Raw genomic sequence first — 15,089 nt, forward strand, 5'->3', positions numbered from 1 at the left:
CATGGAAGGCACCACAGGCAAGCAGTCGAAGCAGCCGGAGAAGCGCGAAGGCCTGCACATCCCCACCAGCAAGCAAAAGAGTGCCGAAGACTTTGACATCATCATCGGCTTTCTCGGGTTTTGGGCGGTTGTGCTCTTTGCTGTGACGGTCTGGCTGGAGATCACGGGGGAGCCGGCACTCATGTGGGCGCTAGGATTGTTGCTGGTTTGTTTGGGACTGTGGGGCATGATCCGGCTTCGCCGGAAGCTGCCTGCACGGAGGGGCAGACGACCGCAGTAGCGCATGTCCGACGTCGGGCACTATTGCCGAGTGCCCGACGGCACCGGCTGGGGATGAGTGAAGGGAGCCAGGCATGAGAGTCAGCATTGACGACGTTGCAGCACGCGCGAAAGTCTCCACCGCCACAGTCTCCCGAGCACTGAGGGGCCTGCCGAAGGTCAACCCTGCGACCCGCGCGCGGGTCCTGGCCGTGGCTCAGGAAATGGGTTACGTGCCGTCGCCGTCGGCCACGAGATTGGCCACGGGGCGGACAAGAACTGTGGGAGTGCTGGTCCCGTTCATCGACCGGTGGTACTTTGCGCATGCACTGGAGGGAATTGACCAGGAACTGCGTGAACATGGCTACAACCTGCTGCTTTTCAGCCTGGGCGGCTACCGGCACGGCCAGCAGCGCCGCTTCACAGAGCAGATGGTGCGCAAGCAGATCGACGCCCTGGTGGTGCTGTGCCTGGGGCTTTCATCAGCAGAACTTGGCGAGCTCAAACTCACCCACGTGCCAATGATTTCGGTGGGGGGTCCGGTGGAGGGCTGCCACGGCGTTCACATAGATGACGCGGCGGCAGCCTCCGCAGCCACCCAACACTTGATTGACTTGGGACACAGGAAGATAGCGCACCTAAGTGGGGGGATCAACGACGAGAAGAATTTCGTGGTCCCCACCCTGCGCTCGGAGGCTTTCGAAGCAACCTTGCGCCGGGCTGGGCTGCAATTCCGCCCCGAATGGAATGTTGCCGGGGACTTCACCGTCGGTGAGGGTGCCGCTGCGGCCGCGCGATTGTTTGAGCTGCCCGGGGAACGACCCACAGCCATTTTTTGCGGCTCCGATGAGATGGCGCTGGGACTGATGTTTGAGGCCAAGCGACGTGGAATCCGCATTCCGGAAGACCTCTCCGTGATTGGCATTGACGACCACGATTTCTCCGCCCCTGCGGGGCTTTCCACCATGGCACAGCAACCCGTGCAGCACGGGTTGCTGGCCGCACAAATGCTGCTGGCTGAGCTGGACGGAAAGCCCGGTGCCATTCATGAGGAAAACATGCCGTTTAAGTTGATCCAACGCGACTCCACCGCGCCTCCAGCCTGAGATTCTGCCGTGGCTTATGCGCAGCGCCAGCAGCCAGGCAGGACGTGGAGGGGCCCACAACGCCGAGGGCCCCTGGCTGAGCGAAGCCAGGGAGGGGTTGGGTGGGCCCACAACCCCGAGGGCCCCTGGCTGAGCGAAGCGAAGTTAGGGAGGGGCTGGGGACTAGTTGGCTCGGGCCAGCTGCCTGATGGGCATCCAACGGTTGCTTAGTCTGCGGTACGCAGCAGCGGCGGCCGTGAAATCGCCGTCGGCCAGGCATTGCAGGCCCATGTGCACATCCGCGGGGGAATCGTCGGGGTGAAGACGGTTGGCCAGAGGTCCGTAGTCCAATTCCACCATGCCCGCCTCATTGAAACCGGACAGCCAGGTGTTAAGCTCGTCGAGCTCGCCGAAAAGCTCCAGATCCGGCGCCATGGCGGCCAGCATCCGCAGAGTCCGTTGCGCCCGGGCGGTGGCTACCGTGAGCGGCACCTGGGCTCGAACAGTCAGGATCCGCCCGTTGGATTCCACCACTTCCATGCGGTCATTGGCGTAGACCAGCACGAACCAACTAAAAGGTACTCCCCAGGTGGAGGTGCGGGTTTGCAACGGCAATTCCAGCAGCGGAGCGGCCGTGGCAGCACCGAGCCTTTCCGCCCACTCATCTTGGGAGAGCAGCAGTGTAGCCAGTTGGGACATGGTGCCACTGAGCAACTCTGCGGCGCCCGCAATAGATCTTGCAACCACCTGATTGGGTGCGTAAAGCAACGGCTCGCCCTCACCCAAGGTCAGGACGCGCACCCGCTCCCCGGCCGTCGTCGGAAGCGGATTGGGACCGGACCGGCTGACCCGGCCCAAGGAATCGGCCAATTCGGCGGCATCAACGCTGACAGCGTTTTGTTCGGCATCCAAATGGTCCTGCAGGTAGGCGAACTCGGCGCTGGTGTACGCCTCGCGCGGCAAATAAACGCGCAGGCTGGAGACAAAGGGGAGCTGCACCCCGCCCAAGTACAAGCCCGCCGCCATGGTTTAGTCCAGCTCCACAATGACCGGGGCGTGGTCCGAGGCGCCCTTGCCCTTGCGTTCTTCGCGGTCAATTTCAGCCGCCGTGACACGGGCCGCCAGTGCAGGGGAGGCCAGCACAAAGTCAATGCGCATGCCCTCGCGCTTGGGGAAGCGCAGCTGTGTGTAGTCCCAGTAGGTGTAGACGCCCGGACCCGGATTTGAGGGACGGACGACGTCGGCAAAACCTGCCGCTTCAAACGCTGAGAACGCTGCCCGCTCGGGTGCGCTGACGTGGGTCAGGCCCTGCTCGATGAAGAAGTCGATGTCCCAGACGTCGTCGTCCTGCGGTGCAATGTTCCAATCACCCATGAGCGCAATCTGGGCGTTGGGGTCCTCGGCGAGCCAGCCCGTGGCCTGGTTCTTGAGCTCATCGAGCCACTGAAGTTTGTACGGCATGTGCTCGTCATCCAGAGCGCGCCCATTGGGCACGTACAGGCTCCAGATGCGAACGCCGTTGCAGGTTGCGGCGATGGCCCGCGCCTCCTGGACGGGATCCTTGCCGCCCTTGCCGAACGCGGGCTGGTTCACAAAGGTGCGTTCTACATCCGCCAAACCCACGCGGGAGGCGATGGCCACGCCGTTCCACTGGCTGAAGCCAAAGTGGGCCACCTCGTAGCCGTTGTTTTCAAAGAGCTCCCAAGGGAAGTTCTCGTCCTTGCACTTGGTTTCTTGGATGGCCAGCACATCGGCATCGGTGCGGCGCAGCCACTCCTCCACACGGTCGGCACGGGCACGCAACGAGTTCACATTCCAGGTAGCAATCTTCACGTACCAAAGCTATCAAGTTAACCCGCCCAAATGGCCCGTACCGGCCCATTTGCCACGCGTCACGGTGCGCGGCAAGTGGTGGAAAAGGTGCTCAAAAGTGGGCGAAGACACCCTTGTTATACCCTGACAATCCAGTTTGATTGCCTAAGGTCACAAAGCCATAACGCTTGCCTCGTCCCGGCAGGGCGCGCGGACGGTAGCAATGGAGGGTCGTCCGGTGCCCTAAAGCGGCGATTATTGCGCTGATAGTGAAAGTGTCTTTGTTAGCGTTGAAGACGAACCAGTACACCGACAAGCCTGCGGGCAACTGCTCACACTTTCGCAAAATACTTGCGAAAAATGATGCAGCCAGACTCAGGCGCTCGAACTGGCGGTAGGGATAGCTTCCCGTTCTCCGCACATTGAATGCGGAACCGTCTTTCCTTGCTGCTCCGGCCGGAGCATGCGTGGAAGCGAAGAGTTTGACGCGTAACAACGCCTGCAGCACGAGAACACCAATTGCGGCGCTGAAACCACCGAAGACGAGCGAAAGCTGAGCCGTTCGGGGCGGAGCGCTGCGTAGATGGGTACTACGTGTCCGAAGCAACACACAACGCAAGTCATCAAGAATCAACAACACAGGACGGCACCGAGGCAGAAAACGCCCTGAGCGTGCGCAACGTCTACAAGGTGTTCGGTAAGCGGCCAGCCGAAGTCATCAAACGCCTGAAGTCGGGCAAGAAGCGTGCCGAACTCACGGCGCTGGGCACAGCCGCCGTCATCGACGCCAGTTTTGACGTCAAAAAGGGCGAGATCTTCGTGGTCATGGGCCTTTCCGGCTCTGGAAAATCCACCTTGATCCGCACTCTGAACGGGCTGTGGGCACCCACCCAAGGTTCCGTGGTGGTTGGTGGAACAGACATTTCCGCCATCAGTGACAAGGAACTGCGCAAGGTCCGCCAAGAGAAGATCTCCATGGTCTTCCAGCATTTTGCCCTGCTCCCGCACCGCACAGTGCTGGAAAACGCCGCCTACGCGTTGGAAATTCAGGGCGTTGCCAAGGCAGAGCGCACAGCCCGGGCCGAGAAGGTTTTGTCCATGGTGGGGCTTGGTGGATGGGGCGAAAAGTACCCCTCTGAGCTCTCCGGCGGCATGCAGCAGCGTGTGGGTTTGGCCCGCGCCCTGTGCGCCGAGACTGACATTCTGCTCATGGATGAGGCATTTTCCGCCCTTGACCCGCTGATCCGGCGCGAAATGCAGGAACAGCTGGTGGTATTGCAGGCTGAGCTTGGCAAGACCATTGTTTTCATTACCCACGACCTCAACGAGGCCATGTTCCTGGGCGATCGGATCGCCGTCATGCGCGACGGCGAGATCGTCCAGATTGGCACCCCGGATGAGATCCTGACCAATCCGGCCAACGACTATGTGGCCCAATTTGTGCAGGACGTGGACAGGACCCGTGTCCTGACTGCCGGTGTCGTCATGGAACCGCCGCTGGCTGTTGTCACGATTTCCGGCGGCCCCCGCAACGCCTTGCGAACCATGCGCGACCTGCAGGTTTCGGCGGCCTTTGTGGTGGACCGGCGCCGCAAATATCAGGGGATTGTCCGCGACCGCGATGTCATGGCACAGGTGGAAAAGCGTGCCACCGACTTGGCCGCCGTGGTGCGCAACGGCATTGAACCCGTCAGCCCCGAGACCGCCCTGAACGATTTGTTTGGCCGCGCCGTTGAGAGTCCCATTCCGCTGCCTGTGGTGGACGACGACGGCCGCCTGGTGGGTGCCCTGCCCCGGGTAACGCTGCTGGCGGCGTTGGGCAATGTGCCCTCAACAACGGGCGAATTCCCTGTGGTTGAGGTGGCTGTTGCGCCCATCCCGGAACAAATGGTGACGGCCGCTTTGGCTCAGTATGAAGGAGTGGCAAAATGACCCCCGATTTTCGGATTCCCCTGGGCGACTGGGTTGAGGTTGGCCTGGACTGGCTGACAACATCGCTGGAGGGCTTCTTCGCCCTAATTCGCAGTATTTTGGTTGGCGCCTATGACGGGCTTGAGTGGCTGCTTGCCGCACCGCCCTACTGGGCAGTCATTGTTGTTTTTGCCGCCATAGCCTGGTGGGCCAGTGGTTGGAAGCTCGGCGTGGGCACCATTGTGGGCTTTGCTGTGATTGTTGGCGTGGACCAATGGTCAAATGCTATGGATTCTTTGGCCCTGGTCATCATCGCAACCGTGGTGGCAGTGGCCATCAGTGTTCCGTTGGGCATTTGGGCGGCCAGCTCCCTGCGGGTGTCGGCGATTGTGCGGCCCATTATGGACTTCATGCAAACCATGCCCGCCATGGTTTACCTGATCCCGGCACTGGTCATGTTCCGGGTTGGCGTGGTGCCGGGCATCGTCGCCACCATCATCTTCTCCATGGCACCAGGTGTCCGCCTCACTGAGCTGGGCATCCGTGGCGTGGACAAGGAAGTGGTTGAAGCAGGGCATGCTTTCGGTTCCAGCCCAGGACGCATCCTGCGCCAAATCCAGCTTCCCTTGGCCCGGCCCACCATCATGGCTGGCGTCAACCAGGTCATCATGCTCTCACTGTCCATGGTGGTCATTGCCGGCATGGTCGGTGCCGGCGGCTTGGGTGGAGACGTTGTTGCCAGCCTGAGTCGCATCGATGCGGGACTGGGCTTCGAAGCCGGCATCGCCGTCGTGATTCTGGCCATCTTCCTTGACCGGGTCACAGCCAGTTTCGGCAAGAGCAAGACCCGCTCCAGCACCAAAGCCGCCTAACTGCGGCCACAAGAGTTTTACAAACCAATCGCGGCAGCAATGTGTTTAGCGCTGCCAATGAAAGGAATGAACAATGAACAAGAAATTTATGGGGTTTGCCGCCATCGCGGCAACACTGGCCTTAGGTCTGAGTGCGTGTGGATCGGGCGCTGAGGCGGCCACCGTGGAGAACGGTGACAAGAAGGATGTCTCCATTGCCGTCTTCAACGGCTGGGATGAAGGCATCGCGGCCTCGGAGCTGTGGAAAGTGATTTTGGATCAGAAGGGCTACGACGTCACCTTGCAAAGCGCCGACGTCGCACCCGTGTTCTCTGGCCTCTCCACCGGCGACTACGATCTGACGCTGGACACCTGGCTGCCTGTCACCCACGCCGACCTGCTGGAGGAATACGGCGAGAAGATCACCGAACTAGGGCAGTGGAATGACGAAGCATCGCTGACCATTGCCGTCAACGAAGACGCACCCATCAGCTCCCTCGACGAACTTGCGGCCAACGCAGACAAATTTGGCAACAAGATCATTGGCATTGAGCCCGCAGCCGGCCTGACCAAGGTCACCACCGAGGAAGTCATCCCCGGCTACGGCCTGGACAAAATGGAGTACATCACCTCATCCACTCCGGCCATGCTCTCCGAACTGAAAACGGCCACCAGCAAGGGTGAAAACATTGTAGTCACCCTGTGGCGTCCGCACTGGGCCTACGACGCCTTCCCTGTGAAGGATTTGAAGGACCCCAAGGGCGCACTGGGGGAGGCTGAAGGTATCTACGGTTACTCCCGTCTGGACTTCGACACGGACTACCCGGTTCTTGACGGTTGGTTGAAGAACTTCAAGATGGACTCGGAGACGCTGTATTCATTGGAGAACGCCATGTTCAACGGCACCGACACCAAGGATTACACGCCGATCATTCAGAAGTGGATCAGCGAGAACCAAGACTACGTTGACTCACTGACCGCATAGCGGCCAGCTGGCGCTACGAGCTATTTCCACCAGGAGTCAAGAAGTGTCACAGGCGTAGTGCGCTTGTGGCGGGACTGGCGGAAACGGCGCTCGATCGACTCGGCGGCTGCCTCGGGGATGTCTTTTCCCTCGAGGTAGTCGTCGATTTCGTCATAAGTGATCCCCAGCTCGTCTTCGTCGGTACGGCCCGGGCGGCCGTCCAGCAGATCGGCCGTGGGGACCTTGTTGTACAACTGTTCCGGGGCGCCCAACTCGTGTAGCAGGGCCCGGTTCTGGCGCTTGTTCAGGGTGAACAGCGGCAGGATGTCCGCCCCGCCGTCGCCGAATTTGGTGAAAAATCCGGTGACGGATTCAGCAGCATGATCTGTGCCAATGACCAGCAGGTTGTCGTGGCCTGCCAAGGCGTACTGGGCGATCATTCGGGAACGGGCCTTGATGTTGCCCTTATTGAAGTCAGAGACATCCTCTGTGGCGGTCTTGGCGAACTCAGCCTCAAAGCCGTCCACAGCCGGGGCAATATTAAACGTCTGCGCCGTCTTGGGGTTGATGAATTCCAGTGCTCTTTGCGCGTCAGCTTCATCATGCTGAACACCGTACGGCAGCCGCACGGCAATGAAATTGGCGTCGATGCCCTCCGCCGCCAGCTCCTCAACGGCCAATTGCGCCAAACGGCCGGCCAAGGTGGAATCCAGCCCGCCACTGATGCCCAACACAAAACCCTTGGTGCCCGTGGCCTTGAGGTAATCCTTCAGGAACGTCACCCGCCGTGTGATTTCCGACTGGGGGTCGATGACCGCCTGGACGCCAAGTTCGCCAATGATCTGTGCCTGTAGTTCGCGCATGTGACTAGCGTAGCGTGCGCGTATTTCGGCGGTGTTGCGTGCGCGCAATTACAGTGACGCCGACGCCGCTCAGAACACCAACCCGTGCTTCTCCACGAGCGGCATGGTCCCCTCGAAATCCAACTCGCATCCGTACGCAGCGGCAATCGGGGTGAGCGTCTCAGGGTCGTATTCACCACCGGGCTCGCCGAGCCGCCGGAAAAGCTTCTCAAGTCCGCCCGGTGAGATGATCTCGAGCACGCGGAGGGTGTCGTCGCCGGCGTTCCAGAACGTGTGCCAGCGTCCTCGCGGTTTCGACACAAGGTCGCCGACGGTCGCGGTGATCTCCACCCCGTCTTCGATCACTCCAAGCGTGCCGTCGAGTACAAAGGTGTACTCATCCTCTCGGCTGTGCCGATGCAGCGGTGCGGCGAGGACCCGCGGCGCCAGCACGTGTTCGACCATCGTGACAAGCCCGCCCGACGCGGCACTTTCCAGGAGGTACCGATCAAGCAACCCGGGTTCGCCGGTGACGTCGCCCTCTCCGGCGCGAAGCACGTGAGGGCCGGGAGCTGGTGTAGTCATGACTCAGACTTTACGCCCACAAATCCGGCTCCGGAATAGCCGAAACAGGGCAAATTGCACCATCCGCCTAGGTCCAATGCTGAGGCCCGCGAACGCATTTTGGCTGACGTTTCGGGCGGCTGCCAGTTGCGCCCAAGCGTGCGTTCGGTGCCAGCGTGTACAGCTTGCCCAAACAGCCCCCGGTAGAATAGTTGCCATGACACAGACTCTCGCTGCCGATCGTGCCCGCCTGCTCGAACTCGTCAAGGAACTGGCCGTTGTTCACGGCAAAGTGATCTTGTCGTCGGGCAAGGAAGCCGACTACTACATTGACCTGCGCCGCATCACCCTCCACCACGAGGCTTCCCGTTTGGCTGGCCGCGTCATGCTGGCGATGCTGGATGACGCCGGCATCGAGTTTGAAAATGCCGGCGGCCTGACCATGGGCGCCGACCCCGTCGGCACAGCCCTCATGCACGCAGCTGGCGACGCTGGCCGCGCCATTGACGCCTTCGTGGTCCGCAAAGCCCAGAAGTCCTACGGCATGGGCCGCCAGGTTGAAGGCCCCAGCGTTGACGGGCGCAACGTGGTAGTCCTCGAGGACACCTCCACCACGGGCGGCTCCGCCCTGACAGCCGTTGAAGGCGTACGCAAGGCAGGCGGCAACATCGTCGCCGTCGCCGTGATCGTTGACCGCGACACAGGCGCCAAGGAACGCATTGAAGCCGAAGCCGGGGTTCCGTACCTGTTCATCTTCGGCAAGGACGAGCTCGGCCTGGACTAAGCCTTCCCACACGCTTCGGTGAGGCAACAGCGCAGGTGGCGGTCCGGCACCGAACCCAGCCCGTCCGGCAACCCGAACCGGCATCGAACATGAAGTTTGAAAGGATCCACGTTGGCCAAGCTTTACTTCCGTTACGGCGCCATGAACTCGGGCAAGTCCACGGGCTTGTTGCAGGTGGCGTTCAATTATGAGGAGCGGGGACAACGGGTCCTGCTTGCCAAGCCTGGTGTTGACACCAAGGGTGCGGGGGAGATTGTGTCCCGGCTCGGCATGTCACGTGATGTGGACTTCCTGCTCCAGCCCGGAGACGACGCCCGCGCCCAATTTGCCGCCCATGCTGCTGGCGATGACCCCGAGGCGCTCGTGCAGCATGTGGATGTGGCACCCGTGGCGTGCCTGCTCATTGACGAGGCCCAATTCCTCACCCCACAGCAGGTCGATGACCTGTTCAGGATTGCAGTGGAGGACGGCGTGCCGGTTATTGCCTATGGCATTCGCACGGATTTCAAAACTCGTGCTTTCCCGGGAGCGGCACGCCTTTTTGAAATTGCGCATGCTCTGGAAGAGCTCAAGACCATCTGCCGCTGCGGCCGCAAGGCCATCTTCAACACCCGCCGCGTGGGGCAGGACGTGGTGTTCGACGGCGAGCAGGTAGCCATCGATGGTGCCGACGTTTGGTACGAGTCACTCTGCGGAAAGTGCTATTTGGAAGCGTCCGGCGGCAGGCTCTGATCCTCAGTTGGCCAAAAAATCCTGGTGGACGTGCACATTGCTGTACGCCCACCAGGATTTCTTGTGCACTTTTGAGTCAGCTGCTCACTTAGACCGCGTGGGCACTTGTCCCCATCGCGTCGACTTGCGCTGACGCATAGGCTCGGGACATGGCGCGGCCTGTCGAGGCCGTGCGACTGAAGGAGATCACCCCCATGTCAATGCAGCCGCCGTGGCCGGGCCAGCCCGTCGAGAATTCTGAGAACAACGCGCAGCTTGGGCAACCGGCGCAAAGTGGCTATCCGCAACCCGACAATCGTCAAAGCTACCCGCAGGGCCAACCCCATCCTGGTCAGTCGCAGCAGCCGGGCCAGTTCCCGCAAGGGGCAAACCCTTATGCGCAGCCATACTACGGAGCCCCTAGTGGCATGCCGCCATTGCCCAAGAAGAAGTCTGTGCTGCCTTGGATTCTTGTTGGTGGTGGGGTGGCGGTTATGGCCGTCACGATTGTTGTGGTGGTGTTGATCGCTGGCATGTTTAGTGGAGGTAAATCAGCAAACGTGGTGGAGGCCACCACCACTTCCGCCTACTTCCAGTATCCAGAGGGCTGGATTCAAAACAGTCAAAACGTCACCGTAATCAATGAGGACGGCAGCAAGCCCGCAGAGCGTTTCAGTGCCATCAACACCGAAAAGGATGCATCAGCCCTTTTTGTCTATGAGGCAGGAGCCCGTCCGGAGGGCGCCGTCACTCAGGAGAAAATTCACAAGGCAATTGACCAGGGCTTTGCGGCCCAGCTGGACGCCTCGCAGGATGAGCTCATCTACATGCGCGGCACCTCCGGCTTTGGCTGCGTGGGGGACTTTGCATACACCCAGGAACCTGCCACCGTCGAGCGAGATGGCATGTACGGCTACAGCTACGGGTATACGTGCCTGAGCTACAAGGGAGCCATTGAAGGCGAATACTTTGTTGCCTACGACAATTCAGGTGTTTCGCACAGGCTTACAGTAGAGGCCCTGGCTTCTGAATGGAACAACAACAAGCAGGCCTTGACGGCCATCATTGCTTCATTGAGGCCAGCAGCCTAATCAGTCTGTGCGCGGCCGCCCAGCAACCATGTGAGGATGGGCGGCCACGTCAAGGTGGGGGAGGGGCTAAATCTCCGAGATGAGATCCGCCACGGAGTTCATGACCTGGTCCGGACGGAACGGGTACGCGTCAATGTGCTCGGGCTGGGTGATCCCGGTCAAAACCAGCACCGTGTGCAGCCCGGCCTCCATCCCCGCGATGATGTCCGTATCCATGCGGTCACCGATCATGGCTGTGGTTTCCGAGTGGGCCTCAATCCTATTCATCGCGGAGCGGAACATCATGGGGTTGGGCTTGCCCACAATGTACGGTTCCCGGCCTGTTGCCTTAGTGATCAAAGCAGCAACGGCGCCGGTGGCGGGCAGCGGACCCTCGCGGGACGGGCCGGTGGCGTCCGGGTTGGTGCAGATGAAGCGCGCACCATTGCCAATGAGGCGGATGGCCTGGGTGATGGCCTCGAACGAGTAGCTGCGGGTCTCACCCAACACCACATAGTCCGGGTTCTGGTCGGTGAGAATGAAGCCGGCCTCGTGCAGTGCCGTGGTCAATCCGGCCTCGCCAATGACGAAGGCGCGCCCGTGCGGCATCTGCGACTTCAAGAACTGGGCTGTAGCCAGGGCCGACGTCCACAGATTCTCTTCCGGAACTTCAAGCCCCGAGGCTTTCAACCGGGCGGCCAGATCCCGAGGGGTGAAAATGGAGTTGTTGGTCAGCACCAAAAAGCGCTTGGACGTGTCCACCCAACGCTGGATCAGCTCGGCTGCACCGGGGACTGCCTTATTTTCATGGACCAGCACGCCGTCCATGTCCGTGAGCCAGCACTCGATGTCTGCGGGCTGGCGATTCTGCGCCTTGCTCATAGTTCCTCCTGATGGGGGATGGATCTCTCTAGCACCAGTCTTGCAGATTCGCCCGTATACCGTGGAAACAGCGGCTGGGGAATGCGCCGGCGGCGCAGCGGCTAAAGTTAACCGGTGAGTAATTCCAGCGACACCACTTCCCCCGCGCCCGAGAACTCAGCGTCCACCGAGGCGCCTGAATATGTTGAACCGCACCACGAAGTGGGTGTTGGGCCGTGGGAAGGAGAGCTGCCGCAGGGGGACCATTGGGATCCGGAACTGTTGGCCGGGGGAGACCGCCGCAACGTGCTGGATCAGTACAGGTACTGGACCATGGAAGCCATTGTTGCCGAGCTGGACACCCGGCGCCATGACTTCCATGTGGCCATTGAAAACTGGCAGCATGACATGAACATCGGCACAGTGGTGCGCACGGCCAATGCGTTCCTGGCCAAGGAAGTGCACATCATTGGCAAGCGCCGGTGGAACAAGCGTGGCGCCATGGTCACCGACAGGTACCAGCACGTCCGCCACCACCCCACAGTTGCGGACTTTGTGGCCTGGGCGCAGGGTGAGGGCCTGGCCATCATCGGCATCGATATTTTCCCGGACTCGGAAAAGCTGGAGACTTACGAGCTTCCCCGGAACTGTGTTTTGGTGTTTGGCCAGGAAGGCCCAGGGCTGAGCGAGGAAGTTCACGCGGCGGCCCAAACCACGCTGTCCATTGAGCAATTTGGTTCCACCCGCTCCATCAACGCAGCGTCCGCGGCTGGCATCGCCATGCACGCTTGGGTGCGCCGACACGTGTTTAACCAGCCCGTCTCCTAGGTGGGCCGGGCCGGCGTCGTACGGCAAAAAATGTCCACAAGCTGGGCGGTAACTTCATCTTCTTCGACACCGTGAGCGCAATCGCTAAGATGGGAGAAGCCATGCGGGAGGCTGGCCTGTTGTCAGCCTCTTAGTACCGTTCAGCCCATAGGAGCTCTCAATGCCCATTGCAACACCGGACAAGTATGCCGAAATGATCGACCGCGCCAAGGCTGGCGGCTTCGCCTACCCGGCGGTCAACGTGACGTCATCCCAGACGCTCAATGCAACCCTGCAGGGCTTCGCCGACGCCGGCACCGACGGCATCATCCAGGTTTCAACAGGTGGAGCAGCCTACTGGTCCGGCGCCAGCGTCAAGGACATGGTTGCCGGTTCCTTGGCCTTCGCCGCGTTCGCACGCGAAGTTGCCAAGAATTACCCGATCAACGTGGCCCTGCACACCGATCACTGCCCCAAGGACAAGCTGGATGGCTTTGTGCTGCCCCTGCTGGAAGCTTCCGAGCGTGAAGTAGCCGCCGGCCGCGACCCCATCTTCAACTCCCACATGTGGGATGGTTCCGCCGAGACCCTCGAAGAGAACCTACGCATTGGCCGCGAACTGCTGGCCCGCACCCACGCAGCCAAGATGATCCTTGAAGTTGAGATTGGTGCTGTTGGCGGCGAGGAAGACGGCGTCGAGAACGCCATCAACGACAAGCTGTACTCCACCATTGAAGACGGCCTGGCCACTGTTGAAGCCCTGGGCTCCGGCGAGAACGGCCGTTACATCACGGCCTTGACCTTCGGCAACGTGCACGGCGTTTACAAGGCCGGCAACGTGAAGCTGCGCCCGGAGATCCTGAAGGAAATCCAGGCAGCTGTTGGCGCCAAGGTTGGCAAGGCTAGCCCGTTCGACTTGGTCTTCCACGGCGGTTCCGGCTCCTCCGACCAGGAAATTGCTGACGCTGTTGCTTACGGTGTCATCAAGATGAACATCGACACGGACACCCAGTACGCGTACACGCGCCCCGTGGTTGACCACATGTTCTCCAACTACTCAGGCGTCCTGAAGGTTGATGGCGAAGTCGGCAACAAGAAGCTTTACGATCCCCGCGTCTGGGGAGCCTCGGCCGAAAAGGGCCTGGCAGCACGCGTTGTTGAAGCTGCTTCGCAGCTCGGCTCCGCAGGCAAGACGTTCAAGTAAATGTCTGACGATTTCCGCAAGAACCTCCTCGGCCCGGAGCCCACATTGCTCCCGGTCGAAGAAGATGTCCAGGCACGTTTGGATGCGGGGGATGAGGCAGTGGATTTGGCTGCCGCCAATCCCACGTCCTCGCTTTTGTGGGCCATTTTGGCTGACGAGGCGTATGCGGAGGGACGGACCATTGAGTCCTACGCGTATGCACGCACCGGTTACCACCGCGGCCTGGATTCGCTGCGCCGCAATGGCTGGCGCGGCACCGGCCCGGTGCCGTACGCCCACGAAGGCAACCGCGGTTTCCTGCGTGCGCTGTACGCGTTGGGTCGTGCAGCGGGAGCCATCGGCGAGTCCGATGAAGCAGCCCGCATTGCTACGTTCCTGAACGACTCCGATCCGCTGGCAACCGCCGCGATCGAGGCCGCTCTGTAGCGTTTCGGTTCAAGGCATCTAAAAATGCCACCGATCCCGCTTTATGCCACCGATATACCGGTGGCATTTTGCGGGATCGGTGGCATTTTTGTTTGGTGACTGCGGCAGCTCGCGTGAGGGACGGTGGTTAGTCCCAGATGTTGTCCCCGCGCAGTGTTGCGTCAACGCCGCCGTCGATGTAGATGGTCTGCCCGGTGGTGTGCGTGTTTTCTACGCTTGTCAGCCAGGCGAGCAGCCGGGCCAGCACGATGGCCTCCGAATGGTAGTTCAACGGCATGGGCATGCTGTCATCAACCATCTTCCGGCCCTCTTCGGTGGCGAGCATCTTCTCGGTCATCGGCGAGATGACTGTGCCCGGGGCAACGGCGTTAAGCGGGATACCAGCCCCGGCCCACCGCTTGGTGATGGATTCGCGGCGCACCCAGCGGCTCAGGGCGCGCTTGCTGGAGGGGTAGTTCAAGTATCCGGAGCGGGGGCCCTCGGCGGCCAAAGCGGCGCCGATTTCCAAGGCTTTGGCTTCGTCTCCTGACAGCAGAGCCTCGACGAGTTCAGGAGAGTTGGTCTGCAGGGACGCAGCAGAGCTGACGACGGCGGCACGCGGCGCCGGGCTTTTGGCCAGGACGGGGGCCAGATACTCGAGGAATTCGGTGACGCCGAAGTAGTTGACGCTTACTGTCAAGGGGATCGGTGCTGCGATACCGGCACAGGCGATGACGGCGTCAATGCTGCCCCCGGCCAAGTCGATGGCACTTTCGGCGGCGGACTTACGGCCCGCAGCTGTGCTGAGGTCGGCTTCAACTTCGGCGCCCTTGAGGTCAACGCCGATAACTGTCTCGCCGCGTTCACGCAGCAGGGCAGCGGTTGAGGCGCCGATTCCAGATCCTGCGCCGGTGACAATGTACGTGCGGGGAGTGGTGGTGCTTGTCATATCAAAACTCC

General features: G+C 61.1%; 18 protein-coding genes. 11 read left to right on the forward strand and 7 right to left on the reverse strand.

Going from position 1 to position 15,089, the window contains the following annotated elements; genetic code table 11:
* Position 1 precedes the first annotated feature (1 nt).
* Together CVS27_RS08720 and CVS27_RS08725 are read left to right on the forward strand one after the other, a co-directional pair.
* On the forward strand, positions 2-280 hold the full coding sequence (locus CVS27_RS08720) for a hypothetical protein (RefSeq protein WP_243399746.1): 279 nt from the start codon (positions 2-4) through the stop codon (positions 278-280).
* A 73-nt stretch (positions 281-353) separates the two neighbouring features.
* A complete protein-coding gene (locus CVS27_RS08725) occupies positions 354-1,364 on the forward strand; it encodes a LacI family DNA-binding transcriptional regulator (protein WP_103465333.1) in 1,011 nt (336 codons plus the stop codon).
* A gap of 162 nt (positions 1,365-1,526) precedes the next feature.
* On the opposite strand, the gene CVS27_RS08730 is transcribed toward CVS27_RS08725, so the two are convergent.
* From CVS27_RS08730 to CVS27_RS20510, 3 genes are all read right to left on the reverse strand, one after another.
* Positions 1,527-2,369, reverse strand: a complete 843-nt coding sequence (locus CVS27_RS08730) for a DUF8083 family protein (RefSeq protein ID WP_103465334.1) — start codon at positions 2,367-2,369, stop codon at positions 1,527-1,529.
* A gap of 3 nt (positions 2,370-2,372) precedes the next feature.
* The gene (locus CVS27_RS08735) at positions 2,373-3,176 is read right to left on the reverse strand and encodes an exodeoxyribonuclease III (RefSeq protein WP_103465335.1); all 804 of its coding nucleotides are present in this window, start codon (positions 3,174-3,176) and stop codon (positions 2,373-2,375) included.
* Between the two features lie 91 nt (positions 3,177-3,267).
* The gene (locus CVS27_RS20510; protein ID WP_133162903.1) at positions 3,268-3,663 is read right to left on the reverse strand and encodes a hypothetical protein; all 396 of its coding nucleotides are present in this window, start codon (positions 3,661-3,663) and stop codon (positions 3,268-3,270) included.
* 158 nt (positions 3,664-3,821) lie between these two features.
* Here CVS27_RS20510 and CVS27_RS08740 point away from each other — a divergent pair, with 158 nt between their 5' ends.
* The 3 genes from CVS27_RS08740 (at position 3,822) to CVS27_RS08750 (ending at position 6,902) form a co-directional block, all read left to right on the forward strand.
* A complete protein-coding gene (locus tag CVS27_RS08740; protein WP_243400107.1) occupies positions 3,822-5,087 on the forward strand; it encodes a quaternary amine ABC transporter ATP-binding protein in 1,266 nt (421 codons plus the stop codon).
* Positions 5,084-5,938, forward strand: coding sequence for an ABC transporter permease (locus CVS27_RS08745; RefSeq protein ID WP_103465336.1), 855 nt, complete (start codon positions 5,084-5,086; stop codon positions 5,936-5,938). The genes CVS27_RS08740 and CVS27_RS08745 overlap by 4 nt, the downstream gene beginning before the upstream one ends.
* 73 nt (positions 5,939-6,011) lie before the next feature.
* Positions 6,012-6,902, forward strand: coding sequence for a glycine betaine ABC transporter substrate-binding protein (locus CVS27_RS08750; RefSeq protein WP_103465337.1), 891 nt, complete (start codon positions 6,012-6,014; stop codon positions 6,900-6,902).
* Between the two features lie 20 nt (positions 6,903-6,922).
* On the opposite strand, the gene nadE is transcribed toward CVS27_RS08750, so the two are convergent.
* The gene (gene nadE, locus CVS27_RS08755) at positions 6,923-7,744 is read right to left on the reverse strand and encodes an NAD(+) synthase (protein WP_103465338.1); all 822 of its coding nucleotides are present in this window, start codon (positions 7,742-7,744) and stop codon (positions 6,923-6,925) included.
* Positions 7,745-7,813: 69 nt separating this feature from the next.
* Positions 7,814-8,308: a cupin domain-containing protein gene (locus CVS27_RS08760; protein ID WP_207767481.1), complete on the reverse strand. Its 495-nt coding sequence runs from the start codon at positions 8,306-8,308 to the stop codon at positions 7,814-7,816.
* Between the two features lie 196 nt (positions 8,309-8,504).
* On the opposite strand from CVS27_RS08760, the gene pyrE reads away from it, so the two are divergent.
* From pyrE to CVS27_RS08775, 3 genes are all read left to right on the forward strand, one after another.
* Complete coding sequence (gene pyrE / locus CVS27_RS08765; protein WP_103465339.1) at positions 8,505-9,071, forward strand: orotate phosphoribosyltransferase; 567 nt, start codon at positions 8,505-8,507, stop codon at positions 9,069-9,071.
* A 111-nt stretch (positions 9,072-9,182) separates the two neighbouring features.
* Complete coding sequence (locus CVS27_RS08770) at positions 9,183-9,803, forward strand: thymidine kinase (protein ID WP_103465405.1); 621 nt, start codon at positions 9,183-9,185, stop codon at positions 9,801-9,803.
* A gap of 149 nt (positions 9,804-9,952) precedes the next feature.
* Positions 9,953-10,873 carry a polyadenylate binding domain-containing protein gene (locus tag CVS27_RS08775; protein ID WP_133162904.1) on the forward strand — a complete coding sequence of 307 codons (921 nt, stop codon included), beginning with the start codon at positions 9,953-9,955 and terminating at the stop codon, positions 10,871-10,873.
* A gap of 66 nt (positions 10,874-10,939) precedes the next feature.
* Here CVS27_RS08775 and CVS27_RS08780 read toward each other — a convergent pair whose 3' ends face one another.
* Positions 10,940-11,734 carry an HAD-IIA family hydrolase gene (locus CVS27_RS08780; RefSeq protein WP_103465341.1) on the reverse strand — a complete coding sequence of 265 codons (795 nt, stop codon included), beginning with the start codon at positions 11,732-11,734 and terminating at the stop codon, positions 10,940-10,942.
* A gap of 201 nt (positions 11,735-11,935) precedes the next feature.
* Here CVS27_RS08780 and CVS27_RS08785 point away from each other — a divergent pair, with 201 nt between their 5' ends.
* From CVS27_RS08785 to CVS27_RS08795, 3 genes are all read left to right on the forward strand, one after another.
* A complete protein-coding gene (locus CVS27_RS08785; protein ID WP_207767488.1) occupies positions 11,936-12,541 on the forward strand; it encodes a TrmH family RNA methyltransferase in 606 nt (201 codons plus the stop codon).
* Positions 12,542-12,701: 160 nt separating this feature from the next.
* A complete protein-coding gene (gene fbaA, locus CVS27_RS08790; protein ID WP_103465343.1) occupies positions 12,702-13,724 on the forward strand; it encodes a class II fructose-bisphosphate aldolase in 1,023 nt (340 codons plus the stop codon).
* A complete protein-coding gene (locus tag CVS27_RS08795) occupies positions 13,725-14,150 on the forward strand; it encodes a DUF3151 domain-containing protein (RefSeq protein ID WP_103465344.1) in 426 nt (141 codons plus the stop codon).
* A gap of 127 nt (positions 14,151-14,277) precedes the next feature.
* Here the strand turns inward: CVS27_RS08795 and CVS27_RS08800 are convergent, their stop codons facing one another.
* On the reverse strand, positions 14,278-15,078 hold the full coding sequence (locus tag CVS27_RS08800) for an SDR family oxidoreductase (RefSeq protein WP_103465345.1): 801 nt from the start codon (positions 15,076-15,078) through the stop codon (positions 14,278-14,280).
* Between the last annotated feature and the right edge of the window lie 11 nt (positions 15,079-15,089).

The organism is Arthrobacter glacialis (assembly GCF_002909445.1).
GTDB lineage: Bacteria > Actinomycetota > Actinomycetes > Actinomycetales > Micrococcaceae > Specibacter > Specibacter glacialis.

Bases quoted from the DNA above. Each gene is read 5' to 3' on its own strand.
- nadE (WP_103465338.1), bottom strand. From the start codon at position 7,744: ATGCGCGAACTACAGGCACAGATCATTGGCGAACTTGGCGTCCAGGCG.
- CVS27_RS08800 (WP_103465345.1), bottom strand. From the start codon at position 15,078: ATGACAAGCACCACCACTCCCCGCACGTACATTGTCACCGGCGCAGGA.
- CVS27_RS08775 (WP_133162904.1), top strand. From the start codon at position 9,953: ATGGCGCGGCCTGTCGAGGCCGTGCGACTGAAGGAGATCACCCCCATG.
- CVS27_RS08730 (WP_103465334.1), bottom strand. From the start codon at position 2,369: ATGGCGGCGGGCTTGTACTTGGGCGGGGTGCAGCTCCCCTTTGTCTCC.
- CVS27_RS08760 (WP_207767481.1), bottom strand. From the start codon at position 8,308: ATGACTACACCAGCTCCCGGCCCTCACGTGCTTCGCGCCGGAGAGGGC.
- CVS27_RS08720 (WP_243399746.1), top strand. From the start codon at position 2: ATGGAAGGCACCACAGGCAAGCAGTCGAAGCAGCCGGAGAAGCGCGAA.
- CVS27_RS08745 (WP_103465336.1), top strand. From the start codon at position 5,084: ATGACCCCCGATTTTCGGATTCCCCTGGGCGACTGGGTTGAGGTTGGC.
- CVS27_RS08795 (WP_103465344.1), top strand. From the start codon at position 13,725: ATGTCTGACGATTTCCGCAAGAACCTCCTCGGCCCGGAGCCCACATTG.
- fbaA (WP_103465343.1), top strand. From the start codon at position 12,702: ATGCCCATTGCAACACCGGACAAGTATGCCGAAATGATCGACCGCGCC.
- CVS27_RS08780 (WP_103465341.1), bottom strand. From the start codon at position 11,734: ATGAGCAAGGCGCAGAATCGCCAGCCCGCAGACATCGAGTGCTGGCTC.
- CVS27_RS08750 (WP_103465337.1), top strand. From the start codon at position 6,012: ATGAACAAGAAATTTATGGGGTTTGCCGCCATCGCGGCAACACTGGCC.
- pyrE (WP_103465339.1), top strand. From the start codon at position 8,505: ATGACACAGACTCTCGCTGCCGATCGTGCCCGCCTGCTCGAACTCGTC.
- CVS27_RS08725 (WP_103465333.1), top strand. From the start codon at position 354: ATGAGAGTCAGCATTGACGACGTTGCAGCACGCGCGAAAGTCTCCACC.